Source organism: Asaia lannensis NBRC 102526, from assembly GCF_024054035.1.
Lineage (GTDB): Bacteria > Pseudomonadota > Alphaproteobacteria > Acetobacterales > Acetobacteraceae > Asaia > Asaia lannensis.
Genome location: NZ_JAMXQU010000003.1, coordinates 368,862 through 392,278, shown reverse-complemented (window position 1 = coordinate 392,278; position 23,417 = coordinate 368,862). Strand labels below are relative to the sequence as shown.

The window sequence follows — 23,417 nt, the reverse complement described above, 5'->3', positions numbered from 1 at the left end:
TCGTCACCCGGCTATCATCGACACTCCCTGACTTGCCCCAGGGCCGGAGCGCTCACACGCTCAGGCAGATTCGATGGGCAATATCCGTTGCGTTATCGGCATCCTGCATCAGGCCGAGCAGCTTGAGTTCATCGACATATTGCTCGACCTGAACACGCAGGGCGTGATTCGTGACCGGATGGCTCGCAATCTCGCGGTCCAGCATACCTTTGGCGTCATCTGGCGCTTCGCCATCCTTGAGCCAGAGCTGCGCAAGTTCGTCGCGATGCGCAGGAAATTCGTGCTGCGCATCGTTCAGGGCGGCTGTTAACGCGGCGGCAAGCCCCGGATCGCGGGCGAGTGCTTTGGTCGCGATGCCGAGCGTCAGATCGATGCGCTCGCGCTCTGCCCCGGTCATGCTGTCGAGCATGTTCCAGCTGATGCCCTTCGTCTGCTGTAGAATACGCCAGCCCATCGGGTCGTGTACGGCAACCGCGTCCAGTTCACCGGCACGAAGCGCGTCGCCCATGTCATCTGCGGGAATGGCGACCCAGTGAACCGAATCGGTGGGGTGCAATCCGCGCCGTCTGAGCTGGATACTGACGAATCGTCTGTCGGCGCCCTCAAGGCTCACCACGCCTATTTTCTTGCCCGCAAGATCGGCGACCTTGTGCAGATGCAGGTCGCGGCGCACCAGAAGGCGATAACTCCCCCCCCTTATGCCGCATGTCAGTTTCGCAGGCAGTTCGTCGGCGTCATCCTGATAAAGGGTTGGAAGCCAGTCGAGCAGGGGCGCAAGAGCCGCATCGGCCCGCCCGTTGAGCACGGCATCGATGGCGCTGTTGCCGCCGCCTGCCTCGATGATTTCCACCTCAAGATCGTACCGGCCGAAAATACCCTGCTGGCATAGCCACAAAAGCGGATCGTAATCGGGCTCGGGCCAGGCAAGGCGGACGCGACGCTTCTTTCCGTCTGTCGCAATCTGTTTGCGATGGTGAAAAATATGGCGCGTTTGCAGGGCTGTAGCGAGAAGAATGCCCCCTGCACCCATGAGTAGAAGACGTCGGGAAGGCGCTGCCATGAGAAGAAAAACTCCATATGCAAAAAAAATGACAAAGGGGGGTTTACCCCAGGAAAAGCTTTCGCTAGATAGTGCCTCGCCGGTCCCGAATAGCTCAGTTGGTAGAGCAAGCGACTGTTAATCGCTGGGTCGTAGGTTCGAGTCCTACTTCGGGAGCCAGGCATTTTCCCTTGAAAATCATTCACCATCCGGCCTGATCGTATCGAGGCGATCCAGCGTCCACAGGCGCGGGAACATCCTGATCCAGAGCCCGGCGACAATGAGCGTGCCGATCCCGCCCATCACTACGGCGGCCTCCGTGCCGATAGCCGTTGCCAGCATGCCGCTCTCGAACTCACCCAGCTGATTGCTCGACCCGATGAACAGCATGTTCACAGCCGATACACGGCCGCGCATGCCATCAGGCGTGGCCAGCTGCGTCAGCGCACCGCGTACCACCACGCTCACCACGTCTGCTGCCCCCAGAACGGCCAGAGAGAGCACGGAGAGGGTGAGAGAGTGCGACAGACCGAACACGATGGTCGCAATGCCGAAAACACCCACCGATGCGAACATGATCGGCCCGGCATGGGATTTGAGCGGATAGCGCGCCAGAAAAAGCGACCCCAGCAAGGCGCCGATGGCGGGTGAGGCGCGCAGGATGCCGAGCCCTATCGGCCCGAGATGCAGAATATCATCGGCATAGACAGGCAGCATGGCTGTGGCCCCGCCGAGCAGCACAGCAAAAAGATCGAGCGAAATTGCGCCCAGAAGATCGCGACGGCGACGCAGAAACGCGATACCGCCGAAGAGCGATTCGAGACTCATGGGCGAGCGGCTGCCTGAATAGGGCTTGAGCCTGAGCAGCGAAGTCGAAACGAACGCAATGGCAAACCCCACAGCGCAGGTCAGGTAGCAGAAATCAGCCCCCAGACCGTAAAGCAGCCCGCCGAGAGACGGACCGATGATCGAGGCTGTCTGGAACAGCGAGGCCGAGAGTGCTGCGGCGCGCGGGAACTGGGCAGGGGTTGCGATGGAGGGCAGAAATGTCTGCTGGCAAGGGCCTTCGAAAGAACGCAGGGCTCCGAAACAGGCAACGAGCACATAAAGCGTCCAGGGCGCGAGCTGTCCCGTCATGGTGGCGAAGGCCATGAGAAGCGCCCCGCAGATCTCGATTGCCTGACAGATCTGCACGATGCGTTTGCGGTTGTAGCGATCCGCGACATGGCCCGAGATAAAGACGAGGACGAGCATGGGCAGGAACTGCGCCAGCCCGATGAGACCGAGCGCCGTGACGCTATGTGTCAGGGCGTAGGTCTGCCATGCAACGGCAACAGCAAGAACCTGAGAGGAGAGGGCGGATAGCGTGCGCCCGGCAAGGAAGGGACGCAGCCCGGCGATGTCGCGTAGCGCTTCGGAAGGCGTATCGGGAACGGAGGAGGTATTTTGAGGTTCTGGCATGGCGCGGCTACTATAAGCAGAGCCCGCGAGACAGGACCAGCGACGAGAGCCACGGAACCAGCGCCATGGGCATGTGAGCCTGTGACGTCACAAAACCCTTCTGGCAACAGGTATGAGCGCGGTCAGGCGCTACAGCGCTTGGGTGCGGCACAACATTTCAGGAGGCCCCCAAGGCCGTTCTTTTGCGACGCCCCTCCGGTATATCGGGGCATGCAGAGGCCGGACGGCGCCGCGCCTGCGTGGCCGATTGCATTTCGCGAAGCATACAGGCAGTTTTTCGACGATGAATGCACATCCAGATCTTACCTCCGACTCGTCTGGCCCAGAGGGCGCGATCGGCTCCAGCCAGCCCGATATACGCGTAGGGACGATCGCCTCAGCGCAGGAAGAGGGCGACAAGACGCTTCTCTGGATCGATTTCGGCGCACATCTGGGTGTCAGGAGAGCCACAATGGCGCTGGCAAAGCGTTACAAGGTCACTCAGCTGGTTGGCAGGCAAGTTTGTGCTGTGGTTAATCCCCGACTGCATACTACTACCGCTAATCAAGTGCTGGCACTTGGCATGCCGGATCGCTCGGGCGATCTGGTCCTGATCTGCCCGGATCACCGGGTGCCGGATGGAGGAAAACTGTTCTGATGGCTACCAACTACGCAACCGTCACCTGGGACCAGTTGCATCGCGATGCCCGTACCCTTGCTTCGGCCCTGATGGCACGCGGTGAATTCAAGGGGATCGTTGCCGTGACGCGCGGCGGGCTCATTCCGGCAGCCATCATCGCCCGCGAGCTGGATTGTCGTCTTGTCGAATCGATTTCGGTTATCAGCTACGCGGGCGAAAGCGCACAGGACCAGAGAGTGCCGCAAGTGGTCAAAGCCCCGGTTGCGGCTGGCGATGGCGAAGGCTTTCTGGTGATCGACGATCTGGTCGATTCCGGCGAGACGGCCAAGGTGGTGCGTGACGTGCTGCCGAAGGCGCATTTTGCCTGCCTTTACGCGAAGCCCAATGGCAAGCCCCATACGGATCAGTATGTCATGGAAGTGGCACAGGATACCTGGGTGCTCTTCCCGTGGGACACTGCACCGCTCTTCGTGCCGCCTCTGGCCCGTAACCTAGGATAATTCTTCAGTTTTTTCAAAGACGCATCTTTCACCCTATCGCGACTTGCGGTAGGGTCCGCGCGTTCGGGGCGTGGCGCAGCCTGGTAGCGCGCTTGTTTTGGGTACAAGAGGCCCCCGGTTCGAGTCCGGGCGCCCCGACCACCACCAAGGGTATGGCGATACGCGCCCTTAGCTCAGTTGGATAGAGCAACAGCCTTCTAAGCTGTGGGTCGCTGGTTCGAATCCAGCAGGGCGCGCCAGTCTTCAACCAGATCGTGACAGTCTTTGACCCCTGGGTGTTTCTGGCATCGGGCAACGAATCGCGTCATGGAGCTGAGGTCGTCTTGCGTGTGTGAACATGCTGGGAATATCCACGCCCGGTCATTCCTCGGCGAAAAAATCCTCGTCCAGTCGCTTGAACGCAATCGCGCGACTGATGCGCACGCCAACGCCATATTCGATCATCAATTCGGTAAGCCGCTCGCCGTCGATCAGAATGACACGTTGTGTCAGGTGTTTGACGTAATCGCGTGCCTGCGTGCTGAAGCCTGAGGTTGTGACGAACACACCCTTGGTAGCTCCATGTCCCACCAGACTACCGACAAAGGCCTGAACATCGGGGCGGCCGATGATGGCATCGGCATAGCGTTTGGCCTGAACGTAAACCCGGTCGAGACCCAGCTTGTCTTCGTTGATGACACCGTCCACACCGCCATCGCCCGAACGGCCAAGCTGTGTGGCGGCGCTCCGTTGCGAGCCGCCATAGCCCATGGCAATCAGCAGATCGACAATCAGATGTTCGAAAAATGCCGGGCTGTTCTGGACAATGCGTTCCAGCAATTCTGCCCGCAGGGCCGATTGCATGGCCTGATAGGCGGCCTCAACCTGTTCTTCTGGCGTGGCGGTTTCCGAGGCTTGGGGAAACTCTGACAGAGGCAGGGCCGTTGCCGCGTTTTCATCCTCAGTCGGTTTCTGTCCGCTATAGAAGTCGTTAAAGCTCTGATAGCTTTTCAGGTCATCGACACCGAGCTGTGTCGGGTTGGTGTTCAGCAGGATTTTTCCAGCCTCGGTCGCCACGAACCGCCCGCGTTTGGGCGAGGCGATTAGCCCCGCCTTCGTCATATAAAATTTCGCCCAGTGAATGCGGTTATGGAGCAAACGCTGTCCACCGCTCGGGAGCAGTTCCTCACGTTCGTCAGCGCTCAGACCGAGCTCATCGGCAATATGTTCTGCTACCTCAGCCACACGTTGCTCGCCCGTCGCAGCGAGGCGCAGAACGGGAAGCATCAATGTTTGATAATTGGGAACAGGCATCCGGTCAGACCACTTCCTTTTATAGGCTTTCAACGCGGGAATAGGTTAAATCATAAACCGGGAATGCGATTTCTCAACCGTTTGATGGTGCGAATACTGGTGCGTTACTGTTAAGTTCCGAACGCGGCAGGTCCGCGGCTTTGTGTTGTTTCCTGTGCAGCGAGCAGTATGCGTCGACGGCTGTAACAGGTTGAACCAACAGGTTGAACCAACAGGTTGAACCAACAGGTTGAACCGTCCCGCCGATTTAACCTGCGGTCGTATCGAAATCGTCACTTTTCCTGTCTAAAATGTGGAATTATGAATTCTGGGTTTCTGCCTTGGGCGGGTCACTGCCCAACGCGGCGGATGAATGCGATATTGCACCTCATCCGTTTGCCTGTGCCACCACGATACGAAAATGGCAGATGGAAAGCGCAGTATGGCAAGGGTTGAGAGCGTGACCGCGCCAGAGCGCTTCAGCTTCTACAGACTTGATGACGATGCAAAAAAGCATCTGCCTTCCCGCGCAGCGACGCTGTGCGCCGTGCTCGCTCTGGTTATGACGCCAACCGTTGCCATGGCGTCCAAAGTCGATGCGTTGTCGCCTCTGGCCAATTACGCGATCAGGCATTGGACGACGCAGGACGGTCTGCCTCAGAACTCCATACGCGACATCACCCAGGGGCCGGACGGTCGCATGTGGTTCGCGACATGGGAGGGGCTGGTCTCGTATGACGGGCTCGATTTTCATGTGCAGAACCGTGGCAGTGACCCGGCCCTGCTTGATAACGGTATTGGCGCTCTGGTTACGGATTCTGCCGGGGATATGTGGTTCAGCGATGCCCGAGGCGATATCGGCCGGCACGATCATGACGGGAGCTGGCATTTCTGGGCCCATAATGCCGAGGCACCTTCAGCCCTGATCCAGTCGATGAAAATCGACAGACATGGCGATGTCTCGCTGCTTTATGAAAATCACGGTCTGGGAACGATGTCCCGTTCTGGGGCCTTCCATTACACCGCAGCCGGGCCGAACCACCCTTTATCGACCATCTATCGCAATATGGCGTTCGATGAATCCGATGCGCTCTGGGTCGGCACCTATAGCGGTATCCTGATTCGCGAGACCAATGGCCATGTTCACGCGCCGCCAGCCGCATGGAATCTCCCACACGGGCTTTCATGGCCGTATCGTGCCCCGGACGGGACATTCTGGGTTGTTTCCGACAGCCGCGTCTATTCCATCGCCGACCGCAAACCCAGGCTCGCCTACGATCTGCGCGATGAAGGCCGTGTGACGGCGCTGCTGCAGGATCATCACGGTGCCTTGTGGGTCGGTACGGAAGATCACGGTCTGATCCGCATCAGTGGCGAGCGCATTGAGGAAATGCCGGACACGCTCGATCCGACCGGTGGGCGTATTCTTGCTCTCGCGGAAGATCGGGAGGGATCGATCTGGGTGGGGACGAATGCCGGGCTCTTCCGGCTTCAGGAAACGCCTTTCAGTACGCTGCGGCGCAATAATGGCCTTGCCGGTGATTTCGTACGCACAGTCATGGAAGATCATGACAAAACGCTCTGGATCGGTACGGATGGTGGCCTCTCTCATCTGGAAGGCGATGAGCCGCCGGAAACCGAATATCTCCCAACCCGGTCGGGTCATCAGCCGGAAATATTGTCCAGCGTTCAGGCGCCAGATGGGACCTCATGGTTCGGCACTTACGCCGATGGTCTCTTCGGGCTACTCCCCGATGGTACGATCAGTCATCTCGATACCAGCAACGGTCTGCCGGCCGGTAATGTCCGGGCACTGGCGATCAGCCAGGACGGGCATATTGTCATCGGCACGCAGCATGGCCTGTACAGGCTCGACCAGGAGGGGCGGGTTACCCGTTATCCGGCGCGTAATACACCGGCCGGGCTGATCACCGCGCTTGTCGAGACCGAGGGAACGCTCTGGGTCGGGACGCTTGATGGATTGAGAACCATTCATGACGGGGCGACGCGTATCTACCGTTTCAGCGGTCTCGACGGGGCCCATACGATCTTCGGATTTCTGCCCGTGGCAGGCGATATGTGGTTTACCTCGGATCGTGGTCTGTATCGTTACCGCAAAGGCAGAATCGCTCATGTGGGCCGAAATGCAGGTCTGCCTGTTGATTCCGTATTTTCTCTCATTGAAGATCACCGGGGCTATGTCTGGGCAACAAGTAACCGCGGTCTGTTCAGGATGTCGCTGGACGATCTTGAGGCAGCAGCCGATGGCAGAAAACACACGCTTTCCCTGATCCAGCTCGATGAGACGAACGGGCTGAGCAGCAGTCAGGCCAGCGGTAGTGCGCAGCCCAGTATTGCGTTACGCGCCGACGGGTCGCTCTGGGTTGCCACCGCGATTGGCATTGCACGGACCGACCCTGCAACCTTCGACAATTTTCTGGTCAAGCCGCCGTCTCTGCCCGTGGCACTCGACGGCATCGCGCTGGATGGGCGTGAAATCCACGATTATCGCAACGGGGCCGTCCTGCATGTGCCGTCACGGCACAACCTTACCGTGCATTATACCGCGCCCAGTTATATCGCCCCGGCGGAAATCCTTTTTCGTACCACCATACGCGGGGCAGGGAATGAATGGACGACAGAAGGTCGGTCGCGCACGCTCGAACTGACAGCCCTGCCACCGGGGCGTTATACGCTTGAGACGTCGGCGGCTCATCCGGGGCAGGTCTGGCCAGAACCTTCCAAGCTGGTCGACTTCGTGATCGATCCCAGATGGTGGCAGAGGCGACAGTTCTGGGTGCTGGGTGGTCTCGCGCTGGTCGTGCTGATCGGGTTGTCCTATGTGGCGATCGTCTGGCGCTATCGTATCGAAGCCCGCAAGCTGTCGCGCATTATCAGCAGCCGAACCGAAGACCTGCAGGCACAGGCGCGCAGGCTTGAACTGGCCGATGTCGAAAAAGACGCCTTGCTGGCGCGTCTCAGGATACAGATGGAGCTGACAGCCCGCCAGGCGCGTGAAGATGCCCTGACAGGCGTCTATAATCGCAGGGCGTTCGACGAGGCGGTCGAGACGATGCTTGCGGGGATGGAAGAGGGTGGCCCGGCTTTCTGTCTGGCAATTGTTGATATCGATCATTTCAAGGCGATCAACGACACGCACTCTCACGAAGTGGGCGATCGGGTGCTCAGGGAAGTCAGTCAGCTTCTGAAGAGCGGTGTTCACCCCGCCGATATGGTAGCGCGCATAGGCGGAGAGGAATTTGCCATTCTCCTGCCTGCAAAAACGCTCGATCTGGCCCGGAGGCGGCTCGAATTGCTGCGTGAGGCCTTTCACGGAAAAGCCGATTGGGATTTGTCGCCTCCGTCAAAAATCGTTACTTTCAGTGCAGGACTTGCACGATGCGAGAGGGGCGATACGGTAAAGACGCTCATGCGCAGGGCTGACATGCTGCTCTACGAAGCCAAGAAAGCTGGGCGCGATAGAATTAACGCATAGTAACGTTTTCTGCGCGCCTTTCGGTGCGGTTCGTCAATACCCGCGCTGACAGCTGTATGAGGGTGCGTTTTATTGGGCTTTTGTAACGAAAGAATTCATCGTAGGAGCAGGACATGAAAAGCCGGAGCGTCGCGCTGCGCGTTTCGCGCCGGAGGCTGCATGGATCACGATAAGACCGATAGCACAACGACGTCTCATGGGCTGCGGGCCTATGACATTCTCGATACGCCGCCAGAACGCGGCTATGACGATCTCGTCGCCCTTGCAAGCCAGATCTGCGAAACACAATCGGGCGTGGTCAGCCTGATCGACCGGGACAGGCAGTGGTTCAAGGCGCGCAAGGGCATTGCCCTGTGTCAGACCGATCTCGACAATGCCATTTGCATGATGGTGGTGAATGAGGACCGGATTATCGAGATTGACGATCTCGCCGACGACCCGCGCACGGCCCATAATCCGCTCGTACTCGAAGACCCGAAGCTGCGTTTCTATGCGGGCGTGCCGTTACGCACGCCGTTCGGCACCATCGGCGCTCTGGCCGTATTCGACCCTGCGCCACGCCCCGGAGGGCTTGCGCCGGTTCAGCGTCTGACCCTTGAAAAACTGGCACGGCTCGTCGTCGATCTGCTGGAGCTACGACGCCAGAGTCTGGCGCATGACACGGCCAGAATGCACTGGCGCAGTCTGTTCGAAAGCATGAACGAGGCCTTTTTCCTTGCCGAAATCGAGCGCGACGAGCAGGGGATCGTCAGGGGTTGGCATTACCGGGAGGTCAATCCGGCCTGGGCCGCGCATGTTGGCATAGAGGTGTCGGATGTCATCGGGCGAAGCTGTCATGAGGTATTTCTCGATCTGGAGCCTTACTGGATCGATCTCGCAAGACGGGCGGTAGAGGAAAACCGGCCCGTATCCTTCACGCAGAGCGTTCGTGCACTGGATCGCTGGTATGAGGGAACGTTTTATCCCGTCGGCGCCGATATGTTTTCCGCGACTTTTCGTGAGGTCACGGCGCGCATCACGGCAGAAAAGCGCCAGAGCGGACTGGTGGCGTTGGGCGACGTGCTGCGTGACGAGCGCGATATTGCCACCATGATCTCAAGGTCGATGGCCGTGATCGGCGAGGCCTTCGGTGCCGACCGGGCGACGTATGGTGAGCTCGATCACGATATCGAAACACTGCGCGTTGCCGAAGGCTGGGCGCTTGGTGACATGCCGCCCATTCAGGGGCTCTATCGTTTTGACGATTACGGCAGGCTTCGTGAAACCCTGCTGGCGGGTGAGGCGCTCGTCATTACCGATATCCTTACCGATCCGCGAACTGCGGGAGACAGTGCGGGGTGGCTCGCGCTGAAGGCGCGCGGTGTGATCAATATTCCGGTGAGGGATGACGGGCGCAACGTCGCCCTCATGCTTGTTCACTTTTCCACGCCGCATGTCTGGACAGACGAGGAAATCCACTGGCTCCACAACGCGGCAGACAGACTTGAAGTCGCGATTGCCAGAAGACGGGCAGATGATTTTCAGGCGGTTATCAATGGCGAGATCGCCCATCGTCTGCGCAACACGCTTGCCATGGTGCAGGCGGTGGCGCGCATGACATTGCGCGATGCGCTGTCAAAGGATGAGGCAAACAGGTTTTACGAACGCCTGCAATCGCTCGGTCGGGCGCATGATCTGCTGCATGCCGGCAACCAGCGTGCCGCACATCTGGGCGAACTCGTCGGCAATATTCTGGGCGATGCCAGCGTGATCGATCGCTGTCGCCTGAGCGGTCCTGTCATTCGCCTCGGGTCGAGAGCGGCCATGTCCACGGCGCTTCTGATCCACGAAATGACAACCAATGCCTGCAAGCACGGGGCGCTCTCGGCTCCTGACGGTGCGGTCAAAATCTGCTGGGAAATCGACGATCAAGGTCCGACCCATGAACTGGTTTTGCACTGGACGGAACGCAATGGCCCGATAACGACGCCTCCTATACGTGGGGGGTTCGGATCGCGGTTAATATCGTTCGGTCTGATTGGAACGGGCGGGGTTGTGCTGCGCTATGAGCCTGAAGGTCTGTCGGCCAGTTTCCGGGCCGATCTAGAAAAGATCATGAGGACATAATGGCTCAACCGATCGCACGTGCTTTGTCGCAGTTGCCCACAGTCCTTGTGGTCGAGGACGAGCCCCTGCAGCGTATGTGCCTGATGGATCTTATCGAGGAGGCAGGATACGCGGTTGCCGAAGCCTCCGATGCCGATCAGGCTCTGGATGTTCTGCAGCGTCGTCCTGATATCCGTATCGTTCTGGCCGATGTCGATATGCCCGGAAGCATGGACGGGTTGCGCCTTGCCGCACTTGTCCGCGACCGTTGGCCACCCATCGAAATAATCGTGACCAGCGGGAGGGGCATTCCCCAGCTGGCAACGATACCCGCGCGGGCCATGTTCCTGCCCAAGCCGCTGAACGAACAGCGCGTTCGCGAGGCTTTGACCCAGTTTGCCTGAGCCATTTCGGTGGGGTAGCGCGGAATTTATTCCACTACTGTGTCGATCGTGTCGATAACCGGGCGACGATGCGCAGCGACGCAGCACAGCACGCTCGCAACGATAAAACCAAAAGACGCGATTTCGAGAACACGCGGTGCGCGCCAGTCCCATAGAAAGCCGTAGAGCAGGGCAAACAGGGTTTCGAACAGAATCATCTGTCCTGTGAGCGTCAGGGGTAAAAGGCGGCTCATGCGGTTCCACAGGGCATTGCCACAGACAGAAGCAATCACCGCGACGCCGATCGAAACGACCCAGAATTTTGTCCACGCATGAGTGTCATGCACGACCGGGTCGACAAGCCGCGCAACCGGTAAAAGGCACAGGGCCTGCGCCCCGGTCATCAGCCCGGTCAGAAGATTCCATTCATGCGCCGATACGTCATGTAAACGCCCAAGGGCGCGGCTGTTGCCCACGGCAAATCCTGTCCAGGATGCCAAAGCCGCGCAGGCGCAGAGCAGCCCGATAAACGCCGTATGGCCGGACGCACTGCCCTGTGTCGGGGCAGTCTGGAACAAGGCCTGAAAGCCTATGCAGAATGCGCCGAGCATACAGAAGAACAGCGAGGGGGCGAGTTTGCGAAGGGGCGGCGCATCCCGGTCACGGCTGCCGATAATCGTGACGGCAACGGGCATGAATCCGATCACGAGTGAGGTGAGGGCAATGCCGCCATTCTGCACAGCCATGGAGAGCATCACGTAATAGAAACTGTTGCCGAAGAAGGCGAGCCAGAACAGGACACGCCAGTCACGACGGCCCAGAGCGCGACATGCAGAGGGCAGGCGCCGGCCGAACAGGGCCAGAGCGATCGTGCCGTAGGCAAGGTAGCGGCCAGCAGCGAGATCGAGCGGGGCAAAATCCCGTACAAGTTCGGGTGCCAGAAAAACGAGCCCCCATAAAGCCCCGGCGCCAGCGCCGCATAAAATGCCCAGGGGAAGTGTCTGTGCGGAGGAAGGCGTGTTCATTGCGCTCTTGTAACCTGACTGTCTTTTCCTGTCGCGCTCTGGTTGTGTGATTTGCGCGAAGCTGCCGTTTGCCTCCTGCGGCGGATGAACAGAATCCGCTGCACCCCGATACACAGACCGGAGAGACAGAGCCCGGCCATGCCGGCGAGCAGCGGAACGATGATGAAAAGCCGTACGGCCGGGTGGCGTAGCCAATTTGCGAAGTCGAGATCGTGAGGACCATAGACGATCCAGCGCAGTTCCTTTGCCGAGGCATCGACATGAAAAATCGCGGCGCCGCTTGTGCCATCGAGATAGAGCCTTGCTCTGTCCTCTCCTGTGACCCGATAGACCGGGAAAAGACGCGATGTATGGCGCGTGGAGAAATAGTAGGAATCGTCATGATCGAGCCGCACGATTTTGCCATGCACGCCAGTCAGACGGGCAGCGTTGTCGAGCGCGGCCAGGTTCAGAGGTGCGGGCAGCAGCCGGTTGTCCAAGCGGATCGCCTTGCCTGCTTTGTCCAGCGCATACACGAACCCGCGGTCGGCAAGAGGCAGCACACGGATTTCCCGGTATGCTCCAGGATGAGTGCGTAGCAGTGTCAGGGCCGGGGTGAGTGCCGAGAGCGGTAGGGTGCCGGTAAGGCGATCCATCCATTCCGGGGCCGCGCGGGGGGCCATGAGGCCGCCGGGGGTCATGGTGAGAAATCCGGTAACGACCCATGAGAGCAGGAACAGGCCGCATATCATCCCGAGAACATGATGCACGGCGTGCACGCCGCGGTAGGGCGTAAGACGACGACCGTTCCTTAACCGGCGCAGACCGATCCAGAGACCGAGCCCTGTCAGGAGGATACCTGCGCCTGAGACCAGCATGACGACATCGGCCCAGAGCGCTGGATGCGCACGCAAAAGCGCAGGATAAAGCCAGTGTGGAATAGGGCCGAGCCACGCCCATAAACGTGTCTGTCGTGTCGTGACCTGAACGATATCGCCCGTATCGGCAGTAAGATAGACGATGCTCCTTGCCTCATCGTCGAAATCGAAGCGGTCGAAACCGGCTTCACGCCCTTTCGTGTCCAGTATCCATTGATCGTTCTGCCGCACACCACGAAACACGCCTGCACCAGCCTTGCCTTCCGGATCGACATAGGTTCCCGCGACTTGTGCGCGCACGGCGAGGGGGAGGAGACGATGGGAGGCGTCCTCATGCGCGTGCGCAAGAGGTGCGCCACTGCGGAGTTCGTAGGCGAGTGCCGGTCCGTGGGTGGGAAAAAGCTGTAGCACCGGCACTGTTCCGACCATGACAAGCCGCATGGCGCGGAACCTGCCGTCCATATGCGGCACCACAGGGGGGTGACCGAACCGAAGCATGTCATGCGCCATGAGGGCGCGCCGTGCGTCAGGCTGGGGCCATGGTTTGTAGAGCATGACGATGCCCGAAAGGCACCAGACGAGCATCATGAGGCCCAGCGACACGCCAAGCCAGCGATGAATCAGGAAACTCAGGCGTATGAGCGTCTTGCGCCATGAGACAGAAGGGGATGCCCTCATAGCCTGCAAGCGCGACAAGACGCCACATCCGACCCCGGACGGAAATCATGCGTACCTGCGTCGCGTCCTGTTCTGCATCGACTGGTTTGAGCGGGCAGGCGGAACGCGGTCCGGGCGCCGATAAAAACGCGTCGGGGCTCGGTTGGCCGAGGAAGAAGGACAATTCTGTGCATCGCGCAATATCCGGCTTTTCCGGCCATCCCCGACCGAAACAGATAGATCCAGACCGATGGCAGGTCTCCTGGCTCGCGGATCGGGGGTCATGGTTCTGCCTTCCCATCCTGTCAGGGACAGTGGCGATTGCACGGGTCAGATGATCCGGGCCATCACGAAACATGACCTACCGCTTACAGTTGCGGGGGCAGCGCCAGACTGGCCTGATCAGGCGTTACGGGCTTCCCTTTTCATTCACTTGCGTGAAACCGATCGGTATTGGTGCGAGCCTAGACCGCGCGACAGCGGCTCACAACGTCACGACCGCATGAAAGCTCAGAGCGGTTCGATATGCACCCCTGCGCCGCGCAGTTCATCGAGAGCGGGTGACGGGTTCTGTGCAATACCCCGGCAAGCCGCCTCGATCAGGGTTGTCTCAAAGCCGAGGCGACGCGCATCGCGTGCGGTAGCCGAAACGCAGAAATCCAGAGCAAGACCGCAAAGCGTGATCCGCTCGATGCCCAGGCCACGCAACAGGGCGTCGAGCCCGGTCGAGCTGACATGGTCGTTATCGAAAAAGGCGGAATAGGAATCGCAGTGTCGATCCATGCCTTTATGCACGATATGGCTCAGGCGGCTCTGATCGAGGCCGGGCGCGAAATCGGCCCCCCTGGTGCCTGCAACGCAGTGAACGGGCCAGAGGCCGCCATCGGGCAGGAAGGAGCAGTGATGCGCGGGATGCCAGTCGCGGCTCGCAATCACCGCCGCGAAATCCTGTTTCATGAGATCGTTTATCGCCGGAACGATCAGACCGCCCTGCGGTACGGCGAGCGCGCCTCCGGGCAGAAAGTCATTCTGCACATCGACAACGATCAGCGCCCGTTTGCCCAAGGTCATTGTCCTGCTCCGATCGTATTCATGGGGCCAGCCTGTTTCCCAGCTCAGGCCGTATCGGGTTTGACCCGATACGGCTGTCCGATACAGCCGCCCGCTTCAGGTGATTGCGCTGAGCGTCGGTTATCAGTGTCCGATAACATGACGCATATCATCGCCGAAATGATGAAGCGCGTCCTTGGCCGACATATGACGCCTGTGACCGTTCTCGGCCACGATGGTGACCGTGGCTGTCATCCCTGCTGCAAGGTGCAGATCGGGTGGGAGCTTGTCGATATGCACGCGTACCGGAATACGCTGGGCCAGACGCACCCAGGTATAGACAGGGTCGACCGAGGGCAGGCCCTGCGTTGCCGTCGATGCGTTCATACTGGAAATGCCGCGTGTAATGCTTTCGACATGGCCGAAAACGGGTTGATGTCCGCCCATGAGGTCCATGCGAACCGGATCGCCGATTTCGATATTATGGATTTTGGTTTCCTCGAAATACCCATCTACCCAGTAGGACGATGAATCGATGATCTGGATGTTCACATGTCCGGCTGTCGCGAAATCGCCGGGGCGCATCAGCAGGTTGGTCACGTAACCATCGATGGAGCTGTGCACGACGGTTCGTTCCAGGTCGATACGCGCCTGACGCAATGCAGCCTGCGCCGCGTCGTATTGCGCGCGTGCCTGCGCCGCAGCGGCCGCGTATTGCTGCTTCTCTTCCCCCGATACCGCTACCCCGGGAATGATCCGCCGTCTCTGGAACTGCGAGGTACGAAAGTCGAGATCCGCCTTGCGCTCGGCGACATTCGCCTCGGCAGAAGCGACGCGCACGCGAAAGTCGAACGGATCTATGACATAAAGCACATCGCCACGCCGGACGAATTCATTGTCATGCACGCGTACCTCCAGAATTTCACCTGAGACACGCGGCGCCATGTTGGCCACCTGGGCACGCACCTGACCGTTTCGGGTCCAGGGCGCTGCCGTATAGTAATCCCACAGGATCACGATCACGATCCCTGCAACCACAAGGATGGACAGGGTGATGAGCCATCGGATCAGGCGTGAGGCGCGAGCGAGCACGAGCAGGGTTCTTTCACTGAGTCAGACAAGGAATAACCGGCAGCGACGGCACAAGGGCCGGCGTTGTGGCGACCGCGCGAGACCCGAGCGGGATGTTGGCGGGTGCAGAGTGCGGGCAGGGTAATGGCGCCGCCGGGTCATCTCACAAAAGCCATGTGTAGAGCCCCAGCAGACAGACAAGCAGGCCGAACTGGGCAAGGGGCGGGTTCCAGAAAAAACGCCACAGATTGAGCCTGCCGAAGCTCCAGCGAATAAGCGCAAGTGTGAGCAGGGCAAGAAACAGATTGGCGACGAAGGCCGAGACGAGCACCCCTTCGAGATCGATCACCTCGCTCATGCGGAGCCTCCTACGCGTGATGGACTCAGGCGGTATGTCCCCCGTCGCTTTTCCGGCAAACGACGCATGGTATCCATGCCTACCATCGTGCCCGTCCCAGTCCGAAATGGAGCAGGGTAGAGCGGTTGTCGCTCAGTGTAGAACGCACGGCCTCAAGGCTGCCTGCACAGAGGATCGCCAGCGCCCTTTCATCGGGTTGCGCATGGCGCGCGCTTTCAAGGAAGCGTGTACTGATGCCATGCAGCGCATGAGTCAGTGTCGAGAACGAGCCGGTATTGACCAGATGATGGGCCTCTGCAGAAAGCGCACTCAGGCGGGGCCGGGCTTCTGCCTCATCCAGATAATGGCGTACACGTGCAAAGCTGGTCGCCAGATCTTCCAGCATGACCAGCCGGTTGAACACATGGCGATTGACCGGTCGTTTCTGATCCATGCGTTTCGTCCAGTTCAGAAGCTGGGCCAGTCGGTCGTATTTGAGGCTGAGAAGCTCGGCCCCCGCAGGGCGACCGTTACCCTTGAACTGGGCCTCGAGGTCCTGCCCGATGGAGGCAGCAAGACGAAGCCGCCTGGATTTGGGCGTGGGCGGAAAAAGCAGAACCAGAATGACGAACGCAATGACGCCTGAGATCAGATAGAAAACATTGCGCGAAATGAATGTCAGCGGGTCGTAATCCTGATGATTGCTGAGCCCGAGGATGATCGGGAAAAACGCTCCGTAATTGAATCCTATGGCGCTGATACGCGGGTTCATCAGCATGAGACACGCAAAGGCGGTATGCGGCAGGAAGACAAGCGCCAGCGCCCCGAATGCCGCAATATGGGGCAGAATGAAGTAGTTCATCACACTGGCGACGATGAACGCCAGGGTGAGGCCCAGTATCGCCCCCATGCCGAATTGCGATGTATCGGTGGCGGTGGACGCAAGGGTAAGGATGAGGGCTGCCTGGGACAGTGCTGCCGTCGAGGCAGGCTGGTTGCTGGCGATGCATAGCCCGGCCATGATGGAAAAACCGAGCAGGACGCGCAATGCGTTGATGAGTGCCGCCACATAATCGGGATGGCGCGCAATCTGCGCCAGTTTCAGGGCCTCGCCCGCCGGAGTGGCATGCTGAAGCGTGTCGATTCCTGTGCTGATATGCAGGCGATTGCTGAGCATGACCGCGCTACGTTCCAGAAAATGCGCATCGGCAGGATCGGGATGATAGCCGGGTTCTTCTTCCTTCATGGTTTCGAGCAGTGCGGCGAGTGTTTCGTAGCGGTCGCAGTGATCCTCGCGCAATTCGTGCCAGGCCAGAACATGACGTCGGGCGAGGGGGGAAATCGTCTTGTGTCGCAGGATATGAGCGATAGCCCGGCCTGATCCCAGCACCGTCAGCATGCCGATAATGGCAAGGCGCGCCCCTGCCGTGCGACGGGTGGAGCGGTCTATCTCGGTGCGTGCGTAGGTGATCTGCGCGGAGAGAGAGAGAATATCGCCAGCGAGTGCGGTCGTTTCCATGGCATCGGGTACCATGTCGCCCTGCATGGCCTTGCGTCCGAACGTCCTGATCTCGCCCGCTTTCGCTTCAAGACTGTCAGCGAGTTTCTGCCAGGCCTTGGGAGAGCCGGTCAGCATGTTCACGAAGGCGACCGAGGCGATACCTATGGCAACGCAGGATGCGCGTGAAAGCGCAACATCGAAAACGCTTTGCGGGGTGTCGATGACATTGATGGCGACGAGCGCGATCGTATATCCGGCGAGCAGCGCGCCGTAGGAGCGGAAATGACGTTCGAGCGAGCCGATATAGGTGCATCCGGCAATCCAGAGCGCGCAGCCACCTAGCATCATGCCCCGGTCCTGACTGAAACAGGCGATCAGGAGTATGGAGGCTGCCACGCCCAGAGCCGTGCCGATCAGACGGTAAATCGCCTTGGAAAGGGCCTGACCGCGCAACGGCTGGGTGATGATCATGACCGTGACCGCAGCACCGGCGGGAGAGTCGAGCTGTGCCCAGAACGCAGTCGCGAGAGCGAGGCAGACCGCCGCCCAGCTGCGCAGGGAGAAACCGATCCAGCCGGGAGGAAAGGGTGGGTTGGGCAGATCGCCGGGCATGGGCCACCAGCGTCCACGCGTCTGCACCCCCTCGGTCATACGGCTCCATCCAGAAAACTGACGTTTCGGAGAGGAACGCCCCGATGGCGTATGAGGTCAAGGATTCAGCGCACGAACCACCGAATAGACATGTTTTGTCTGATACGCTTGAGAAATCACCCCGGCATTCAGGCGTGTGCGGGAAACTATTTCAGATCGGGTTCATGCGCGAGACAAGAAGCTGATTGATGCGGAACCCATCCACATCGACCACTTCGAAGCGATAGCCCGCAGCCTCGATACGATCGGCCTTGCGGGCCATGCGACGCAGGCGGTGCATGACAAAACCGCCGATTGTGTGGAACAGGTCGCGCTCTGCATCGAGATCGATATCGAGTTCGCGAAATACGTCCCCGATGGGGGCAGCGCCATCGATCAGCCAGGAATTTGCGTCGCGTCGCACAATGGCCTGTTCCTCGAACGGGCTGGCAAGACCGTCCATCAGTGCGCCCATGATATCCTTGAATGTAATCAGCCCGACCACGAGGCCGTATTCATTCACGATCAGGGCAAAACCTGCGCCATGCGTATCGAACTGGGCAAGCGTGTCCCACAGATTCAGGGTGTCGGGCAGAGAGAGCGTATCGCGACGCATACGGAAAATCTGGTTTGTAATAGGCTGACTCGGATCGGCGTTGGTCGGCACTTCATCGACAACAGCGACCAGAACGTCTTCCGCGCGTATCGAGCCGATCACATGGTCGAGGCCGCCATCGCATAGCGGATAACGCGAGTAAGGGCGGATACGCACCTTGTCGCGTTGCGATTCAAGGCTTTCCTGCACATCGAGGAATACGATCTCATCGCGCGGCGTCATGGCCGACGTGACGGAGCGATCCTGTAGCGCCAGCACGTTCTGGATCAGCTGGTGTTCTTTTTCCTGCAATACGCCCGATGCCGTGCCCGCTGCGAGCATGGCATTGAGGTCCTCCGGCGTGACAGGCTCGACAACGGAGGCGGCCGGAATGCGCATCAGCGAAAGCAGCCAGTCCGAGATGATCGAGAAAACCCAGACAGCCGGATAGAGCACCCGCAGGGCACCGGTCAGAAACCAGCCGACACGCAGGGCGACACGGTCCGGGTTATTGAGGGCAATACGTTTGGGCAGCAGATCCGCGAACAGGACGAACAGGCCTGTCACGATGATGAAAGCCAGTGTGGCCGCGGTTTTCGTGGCAACACCCGGGCTGAGACCGGCTTCGATCAACGCCGTGCTGAAAGCCGGTGTGAGCAGTTCGCTCGAAATCACACCACCCAGCACGCCTACCGCGTTGAGGCAGATCTGCAGAACCGTGATGACCTGACCGCTGTTGCGGCGCAGCTTCAGAAAAGCCGAGGCGCGCGCATCGCCCTGATCGGCCAGAGCGCGCAGGCGTATGTCACGCGCAGCGGCAAAGGATATTTCCGAAAGCGAAATCAGAATAGAGACGGCAATCGCTGCCACCATGGCCGCGAGGCCCAGAAGCAGCAACGTCATGCGCGTGGCTCCTCAGAAAAAGGGCTGGAAAATCGGATGCCTTTATTTAGGCCTGTTGCAGGGCTTACGCCAGTCTTCGCCTTCAGGGTGAGGGCGCAAGTCCGGCAATAGCGCGCCATCCTGCCTCATCGCAGGTTTCCAGCCCGAGATCGGCTGCTTTCTTCGCTTTCGATCCTGCCTTTTCGCCAAGAACGACCAGACCCGTCTTTTTCGACACAGAGTCGCTTACCTGAGCGCCGAGCCGCTCTGCGATGGCCTTGGCTTCGGGACGTGTCATGGTGTGCAGCGTGCCGGTGAAAACAATGGTCTTGCCCGAGAGCGGACCGGCCTGCGGGCTTTCCTCAGGGATGATCGTCAGCTCCGCGTGCAGGTCGCTCAGCGTTTCGAGGTTATGCGGCTCCGCAAAAAACGCGAGAAGATCGGCCACGATGCTCTGCCCGATACCCATGATGCTGCCAAGGGCCAGACGGGCGTCTGAGCCGATCAGGCTTGCGGCCTTCATGGAATCGAACCAGGCCTCGTAGGTCTGATAATGACGGGCCAGAAGCTGCGCGTTGCGCTCGCCAATGCGCCTGATGCCCAGCCCGAACAGAAAACGGCTGAAGGCAATGCTGCGGCGCTGCTCGATGGCATTGAGCAGATTGCGCGTCGAAATATCGCCCCACCCGTCCCGCGTGCGGATCGTTTCGGCTTTTTCGTGCAGTCTGAAAATATCGCCTGGCCTGTCGATCAGCCCGATTTCGTGAAACTCGCGTATCGATCTTTCGCCAAGACCGTCGATGTCGAATGCGGGACGCGAAACGAAATGGATCAGGCGCTCCACGACCTGCGCCTCGCAGGTAAGACCGCCCGTGCAACGACGAACGGCTTCGCCTTCGGGGCGCTCGGTCTGCGCGCCACAAACCGGGCAATGGGTCGGGAATTCATAAGCAGGACCGCGAGGCTTGTCCTCGGGGACATGACCGAGAATCTGGGGGATCACGTCGCCGGCACGCTGCACACGCACCAGATCGCCCGGTCGTACATCCTTGCGCGCGATTTCGTCCTCGTTATGCAGCGTTGCCCGCGAGACGATCACACCGCCGACATTGACGGGTTCGAGATGGGCCGTGGGCGTCAGGGCTCCTGTACGACCGACCTGGATCTCGATTTTCTCAAGGCGCGTGATGGCCTGTTGGGAAGGGAATTTCCAGGCAATGGCCCAGCGAGGCGCCCGACCGGCAAACCCCAGGCGCGTCTGCAGCGCAAGATCGTCGAGTTTGAAAACGACACCGTCGATATCGTAGGGCAGGGACGCCCTGTCGCGTCCGAGCGCCTCGATATAGGCAGCGATATCGCTGACATGGGCAATATGGGTCGATAACGGATTGACCGGAAAGCCCCATTTCCTGAGGCGCTCGAGATAGGCCCAGTGCGTCTCGGCACAGGGTGTGGTGGAAAAACCCTGGGCATAGGCAAAAAGCGACAGGGGTCGCTTTGCGGTCACAGCCGGATCGAGCTGCCTGAGCGAGCCTGCCGCTGCATTGCGCGGATTGGCAAAGGGCTTCTGACCCTTGGCCTGCATCGTCTCGTTCAGTGCCAGAAAATCGGCTTTCGCCATGAAGATCTCGCCACGGATCTCGATTTCTTCTGGCGGTTCGCCTCCCGCCGGATCCAGCACGCGCGGGACATCCGCGATGGTCAGCAGATTGGCGGTCACGTCCTCGCCCACGAGGCCATCACCGCGTGTTGTCCCGCGTTCGAGCCGGCCCTTTTTATAGGTCAGATTGATCGAAAGCCCGTCGATCTTCGGTTCGGCCACGAATGACAGCGCGTCGGCGGATTGGGTATCCAGACCGAGGAAGCGTGCAGCCTTCGAAATGAACGATGCGAATTCCTCGGTCGTAAAGACGTTGTCGAGCGAAAGCATCGGCACATGATGGGCCTGCTTGCCGAAGGCCGTATCGGGCGCGGCGCCCACCTGATCCGTAATGCCGCCCTCGACCTTTAGCGCGGGATGCGCTTCCTCAAGGGCGAGCAGGGCACGACGGGTCGCGTCGTACTCGGCATCGGACACTTCAGGGGCGTCGTTGCGGTAATAGGCCGTATTCCAGCGCGCGATGAGGGCTGCCAGCCGGGCATGCTCAAGGGCGGGGGCGTCATCGGTCATTCTTGTTCCAACAGGCTGTCTGCAGCCGTACGCGCGGCATCTGTGATGGTTTCGCCCGCCAGCATACGGGCGATTTCCTCCCGGCGTTCTTCCGGGGAGAGTTTTTCGGCAAGCGTTTCCGTACGCTCCTTGCGTATGCGTTTGCTGATACGCAGGTGCTGGTCACCGCGTGCGGCGACCTGCGGACTATGCGTCACGACAAGCACCTGCACATCCTGCGCAACGCGATGCAGACGATCGCCGATGGATGAGGCTGCGGCACCGCCTACGCCTGAATCCACCTCGTCGAACACCAGCGTCGGGATGGCCGAACGCTCGGCAAGAACGACCTTGAGCGCAAGCATGAGACGCGACAATTCGCCGCCGGAAGCAACCTTGGCCAGAGGGCCGGGTGGCTGGCCCGGATTGGCGGCGATCAGGAAAGAGGCCTGCTCCTTGCCGCGCAAATTCCATGCTTCAGGGGCAAGCGGTGTGAGCGAGACGATAAAACGCGCGCGCTCAAGGCGCACAGGTTTGAGCTCTGCCATCACGGCCGTTTCAAGGCGGCGGGCTGCGCGTTCGCGTATCTGACTGAGTTTTTCCGCCGCTGCCGCAAAAACCTCGCGCGCGGCACGTGTTTCGGCCTGAAGCTGCTCGATGCGGGCATTGCCGGAATCGAGCGCTTCGAGACGGGCCTGAAGGCTTGCCAGCAAGCCTGCCAGCGCATTGACGGCCACACCGTGCTTACGCCCGGCCGCGCGAAGGGCGAACAGGCGTTCTTCGGTCTCTTCAAGCAGGCGCGGATCGGTATCCGCATCGGCTGCAAGGCGGGATAACAGCGTTTCGGCTTCCGCCAGCGCCTCCTCCGCCTTTTCGAGCGCAGCGAGCGCTTCCTGTGCCTGTGTCTGTTGTGCCGAGGCCGACAGGGCTTCCTCTCCCGGCGCAGGAAGAAGGCGAGCCAGTGTGCGACTGGCACTGCGCAAGGCTGTCGCGGGCGTGGCAGAGCGTCGGTCGCGCGGTGTCAGTTCAGACAGCGCAGCGGCTATGGCCTCGCCACGTCGCTCGCTCTGCTGCAGCCCGATACGCAGGGCCGCGAGCTGTTCTTCCTCGTCTTCTTGCGGGGCAAGGGCTGCGAGATCGTCGACGGCCTGTCTCAGCCAGTCTTCTTCACGCCTTGTTGCCTCCATTTCCGATTGGGCGGCGGCAAGGGCGGCCGTAGCCTCGATCCAGCGTTTATAGCTGCGTGCCACGGCATCGCGGCTCGCCCGATCCACGCCAAAGGCATCGAGAAGATCGAGATGCGTGCTCTGGTCTGCAAGACCCATCTGGTCGTGCTGCCCCTGTATCTCGACCAAGAGGGCGGCGATGCGGCGTAACAGCCCCACGCCGATAGGCTGGTCGTTGACATAGGCGCGTGAGCGTGAATCTGCGGTCACGGTGCGTCGCAGCACGACAGGTTCGTGCGGGTCGTCGAGTGCAATGCCCTGTTCGGCCAGAAGCTGATGCACCGGATGGCCGTCAGGAATATCGAAACAGGCGGAGACGGCAGCCTGATCGGCATCGGCACGTACCAGTCCGCCACTGGCGCGGTCTCCGAGAGCGAGACCGAGTGAGTCCAGAAGAATGGATTTTCCTGCCCCGGTCTCGCCGGTCAGAACGGTCAGACCCGGGTAAAAGGGCAGATCGAGCCTCTCGATCAGAACGACGTCGCGTATCGAGAGGTGAGTCAGCATGCAAAAAGGTCCTGAAGTGTCAGCTTGGAAAGCGCATAGGGGGCAGAACGGCCCACAAGCGGAAAAGCCTTGCCC

General features: G+C 60.1%; 17 protein-coding genes, 3 tRNA genes and 1 riboswitch. Of the genes, 8 read left to right on the top strand and 12 right to left on the bottom strand.

Annotated elements, in window-relative coordinates:
• Window positions 1–52: 52 nt before the first annotated feature.
• A complete protein-coding gene (locus NF685_RS06620) occupies window positions 53–1,060 on the bottom strand; it encodes an ABC transporter substrate-binding protein (protein WP_252849041.1) in 1,008 nt (335 codons plus the stop codon).
• An 83-nt stretch (window positions 1,061–1,143) separates the two neighbouring features.
• Between NF685_RS06620 and NF685_RS06615 the strand changes: the two genes are divergently transcribed.
• Window positions 1,144–1,219: transfer RNA gene (locus tag NF685_RS06615), tRNA-Asn, on the top strand.
• Between the two features lie 18 nt (window positions 1,220–1,237).
• Here the strand turns inward: NF685_RS06615 and NF685_RS06610 are convergent.
• On the bottom strand, window positions 1,238–2,500 hold the full coding sequence (locus NF685_RS06610) for an MFS transporter (RefSeq protein WP_252849040.1): 1,263 nt from the start codon (window positions 2,498–2,500) through the stop codon (window positions 1,238–1,240).
• Window positions 2,501–2,783: 283 nt separating this feature from the next.
• Between NF685_RS06610 and NF685_RS06605 the strand changes: the two genes are divergently transcribed.
• The 4 genes from NF685_RS06605 to NF685_RS06590 all read left to right on the top strand — a co-directional run bounded on the left by NF685_RS06605 (window position 2,784) and on the right by NF685_RS06590 (window position 3,858).
• Window positions 2,784–3,137 (top strand): tRNA-binding protein, encoded by a 354-nt coding sequence (locus tag NF685_RS06605; protein WP_222547057.1) that lies wholly within the window; start codon window positions 2,784–2,786, stop codon window positions 3,135–3,137.
• Window positions 3,137–3,619 (top strand): xanthine phosphoribosyltransferase, encoded by a 483-nt coding sequence (gene gpt, locus NF685_RS06600; protein WP_222547058.1) that lies wholly within the window; start codon window positions 3,137–3,139, stop codon window positions 3,617–3,619. Before NF685_RS06605 ends, gpt begins: the two co-directional genes overlap by 1 nt.
• 64 nt (window positions 3,620–3,683) lie before the next feature.
• A tRNA-Pro gene (locus tag NF685_RS06595) sits at window positions 3,684–3,760 on the top strand.
• 21 nt (window positions 3,761–3,781) lie between these two features.
• Window positions 3,782–3,858 (top strand) — tRNA-Arg (locus tag NF685_RS06590).
• Window positions 3,859–3,979: 121 nt separating this feature from the next.
• Here the strand turns inward: NF685_RS06590 and NF685_RS06585 are convergent.
• The gene (locus NF685_RS06585) at window positions 3,980–4,912 is read right to left on the bottom strand and encodes a restriction endonuclease (protein WP_252849039.1); all 933 of its coding nucleotides are present in this window, start codon (window positions 4,910–4,912) and stop codon (window positions 3,980–3,982) included.
• A gap of 421 nt (window positions 4,913–5,333) precedes the next feature.
• Here NF685_RS06585 and NF685_RS06580 point away from each other — a divergent pair, with 421 nt between their 5' ends.
• From NF685_RS06580 to NF685_RS06570, 3 genes are all read left to right on the top strand, one after another.
• Complete coding sequence (locus NF685_RS06580; protein WP_252849038.1) at window positions 5,334–8,387, top strand: ligand-binding sensor domain-containing diguanylate cyclase; 3,054 nt, start codon at window positions 5,334–5,336, stop codon at window positions 8,385–8,387.
• 159 nt (window positions 8,388–8,546) lie between these two features.
• Window positions 8,547–10,493 carry a GAF domain-containing protein gene (locus tag NF685_RS06575; protein WP_252849037.1) on the top strand — a complete coding sequence of 649 codons (1,947 nt, stop codon included), beginning with the start codon at window positions 8,547–8,549 and terminating at the stop codon, window positions 10,491–10,493.
• On the top strand, window positions 10,493–10,876 hold the full coding sequence (locus NF685_RS06570) for a response regulator (RefSeq protein ID WP_222547062.1): 384 nt from the start codon (window positions 10,493–10,495) through the stop codon (window positions 10,874–10,876). The genes NF685_RS06575 and NF685_RS06570 overlap by 1 nt, the downstream gene beginning before the upstream one ends.
• A gap of 26 nt (window positions 10,877–10,902) precedes the next feature.
• Here NF685_RS06570 and NF685_RS06565 read toward each other — a convergent pair whose 3' ends face one another.
• From NF685_RS06565 to recN, 9 genes are all read right to left on the bottom strand, one after another.
• Window positions 10,903–11,880, bottom strand: a complete 978-nt coding sequence (locus NF685_RS06565; RefSeq protein WP_252849036.1) for a DMT family transporter — start codon at window positions 11,878–11,880, stop codon at window positions 10,903–10,905.
• Complete coding sequence (locus tag NF685_RS06560; RefSeq protein WP_252849035.1) at window positions 11,877–13,415, bottom strand: PepSY domain-containing protein; 1,539 nt, start codon at window positions 13,413–13,415, stop codon at window positions 11,877–11,879. The genes NF685_RS06565 and NF685_RS06560 overlap by 4 nt, the downstream gene beginning before the upstream one ends.
• 214 nt (window positions 13,416–13,629) lie before the next feature.
• Window positions 13,630–13,858, bottom strand: a riboswitch (cobalamin riboswitch).
• 46 nt (window positions 13,859–13,904) lie between these two features.
• Complete coding sequence (locus tag NF685_RS06555; RefSeq protein WP_252849034.1) at window positions 13,905–14,465, bottom strand: nicotinamidase; 561 nt, start codon at window positions 14,463–14,465, stop codon at window positions 13,905–13,907.
• A 123-nt stretch (window positions 14,466–14,588) separates the two neighbouring features.
• Complete coding sequence (locus NF685_RS06550) at window positions 14,589–15,536, bottom strand: efflux RND transporter periplasmic adaptor subunit (protein WP_222547066.1); 948 nt, start codon at window positions 15,534–15,536, stop codon at window positions 14,589–14,591.
• Window positions 15,537–15,678: 142 nt separating this feature from the next.
• Entirely contained in the window at window positions 15,679–15,873 is a 195-nt protein-coding gene (locus NF685_RS06545; RefSeq protein ID WP_222547067.1) for a DUF1656 domain-containing protein, read from the bottom strand.
• A gap of 79 nt (window positions 15,874–15,952) precedes the next feature.
• Complete coding sequence (locus tag NF685_RS06540) at window positions 15,953–18,004, bottom strand: FUSC family protein (protein WP_252849033.1); 2,052 nt, start codon at window positions 18,002–18,004, stop codon at window positions 15,953–15,955.
• 151 nt (window positions 18,005–18,155) lie between these two features.
• A complete protein-coding gene (locus NF685_RS06535) occupies window positions 18,156–19,481 on the bottom strand; it encodes a hemolysin family protein (protein ID WP_222547069.1) in 1,326 nt (441 codons plus the stop codon).
• A gap of 82 nt (window positions 19,482–19,563) precedes the next feature.
• Window positions 19,564–21,630: an NAD-dependent DNA ligase LigA gene (ligA, locus tag NF685_RS06530; RefSeq protein ID WP_252849032.1), complete on the bottom strand. Its 2,067-nt coding sequence runs from the start codon at window positions 21,628–21,630 to the stop codon at window positions 19,564–19,566.
• Window positions 21,627–23,342, bottom strand: a complete 1,716-nt coding sequence (gene recN / locus NF685_RS06525) for a DNA repair protein RecN (protein WP_252849031.1) — start codon at window positions 23,340–23,342, stop codon at window positions 21,627–21,629. The genes ligA and recN overlap by 4 nt, the downstream gene beginning before the upstream one ends.
• Window positions 23,343–23,417 lie beyond the last annotated feature (75 nt).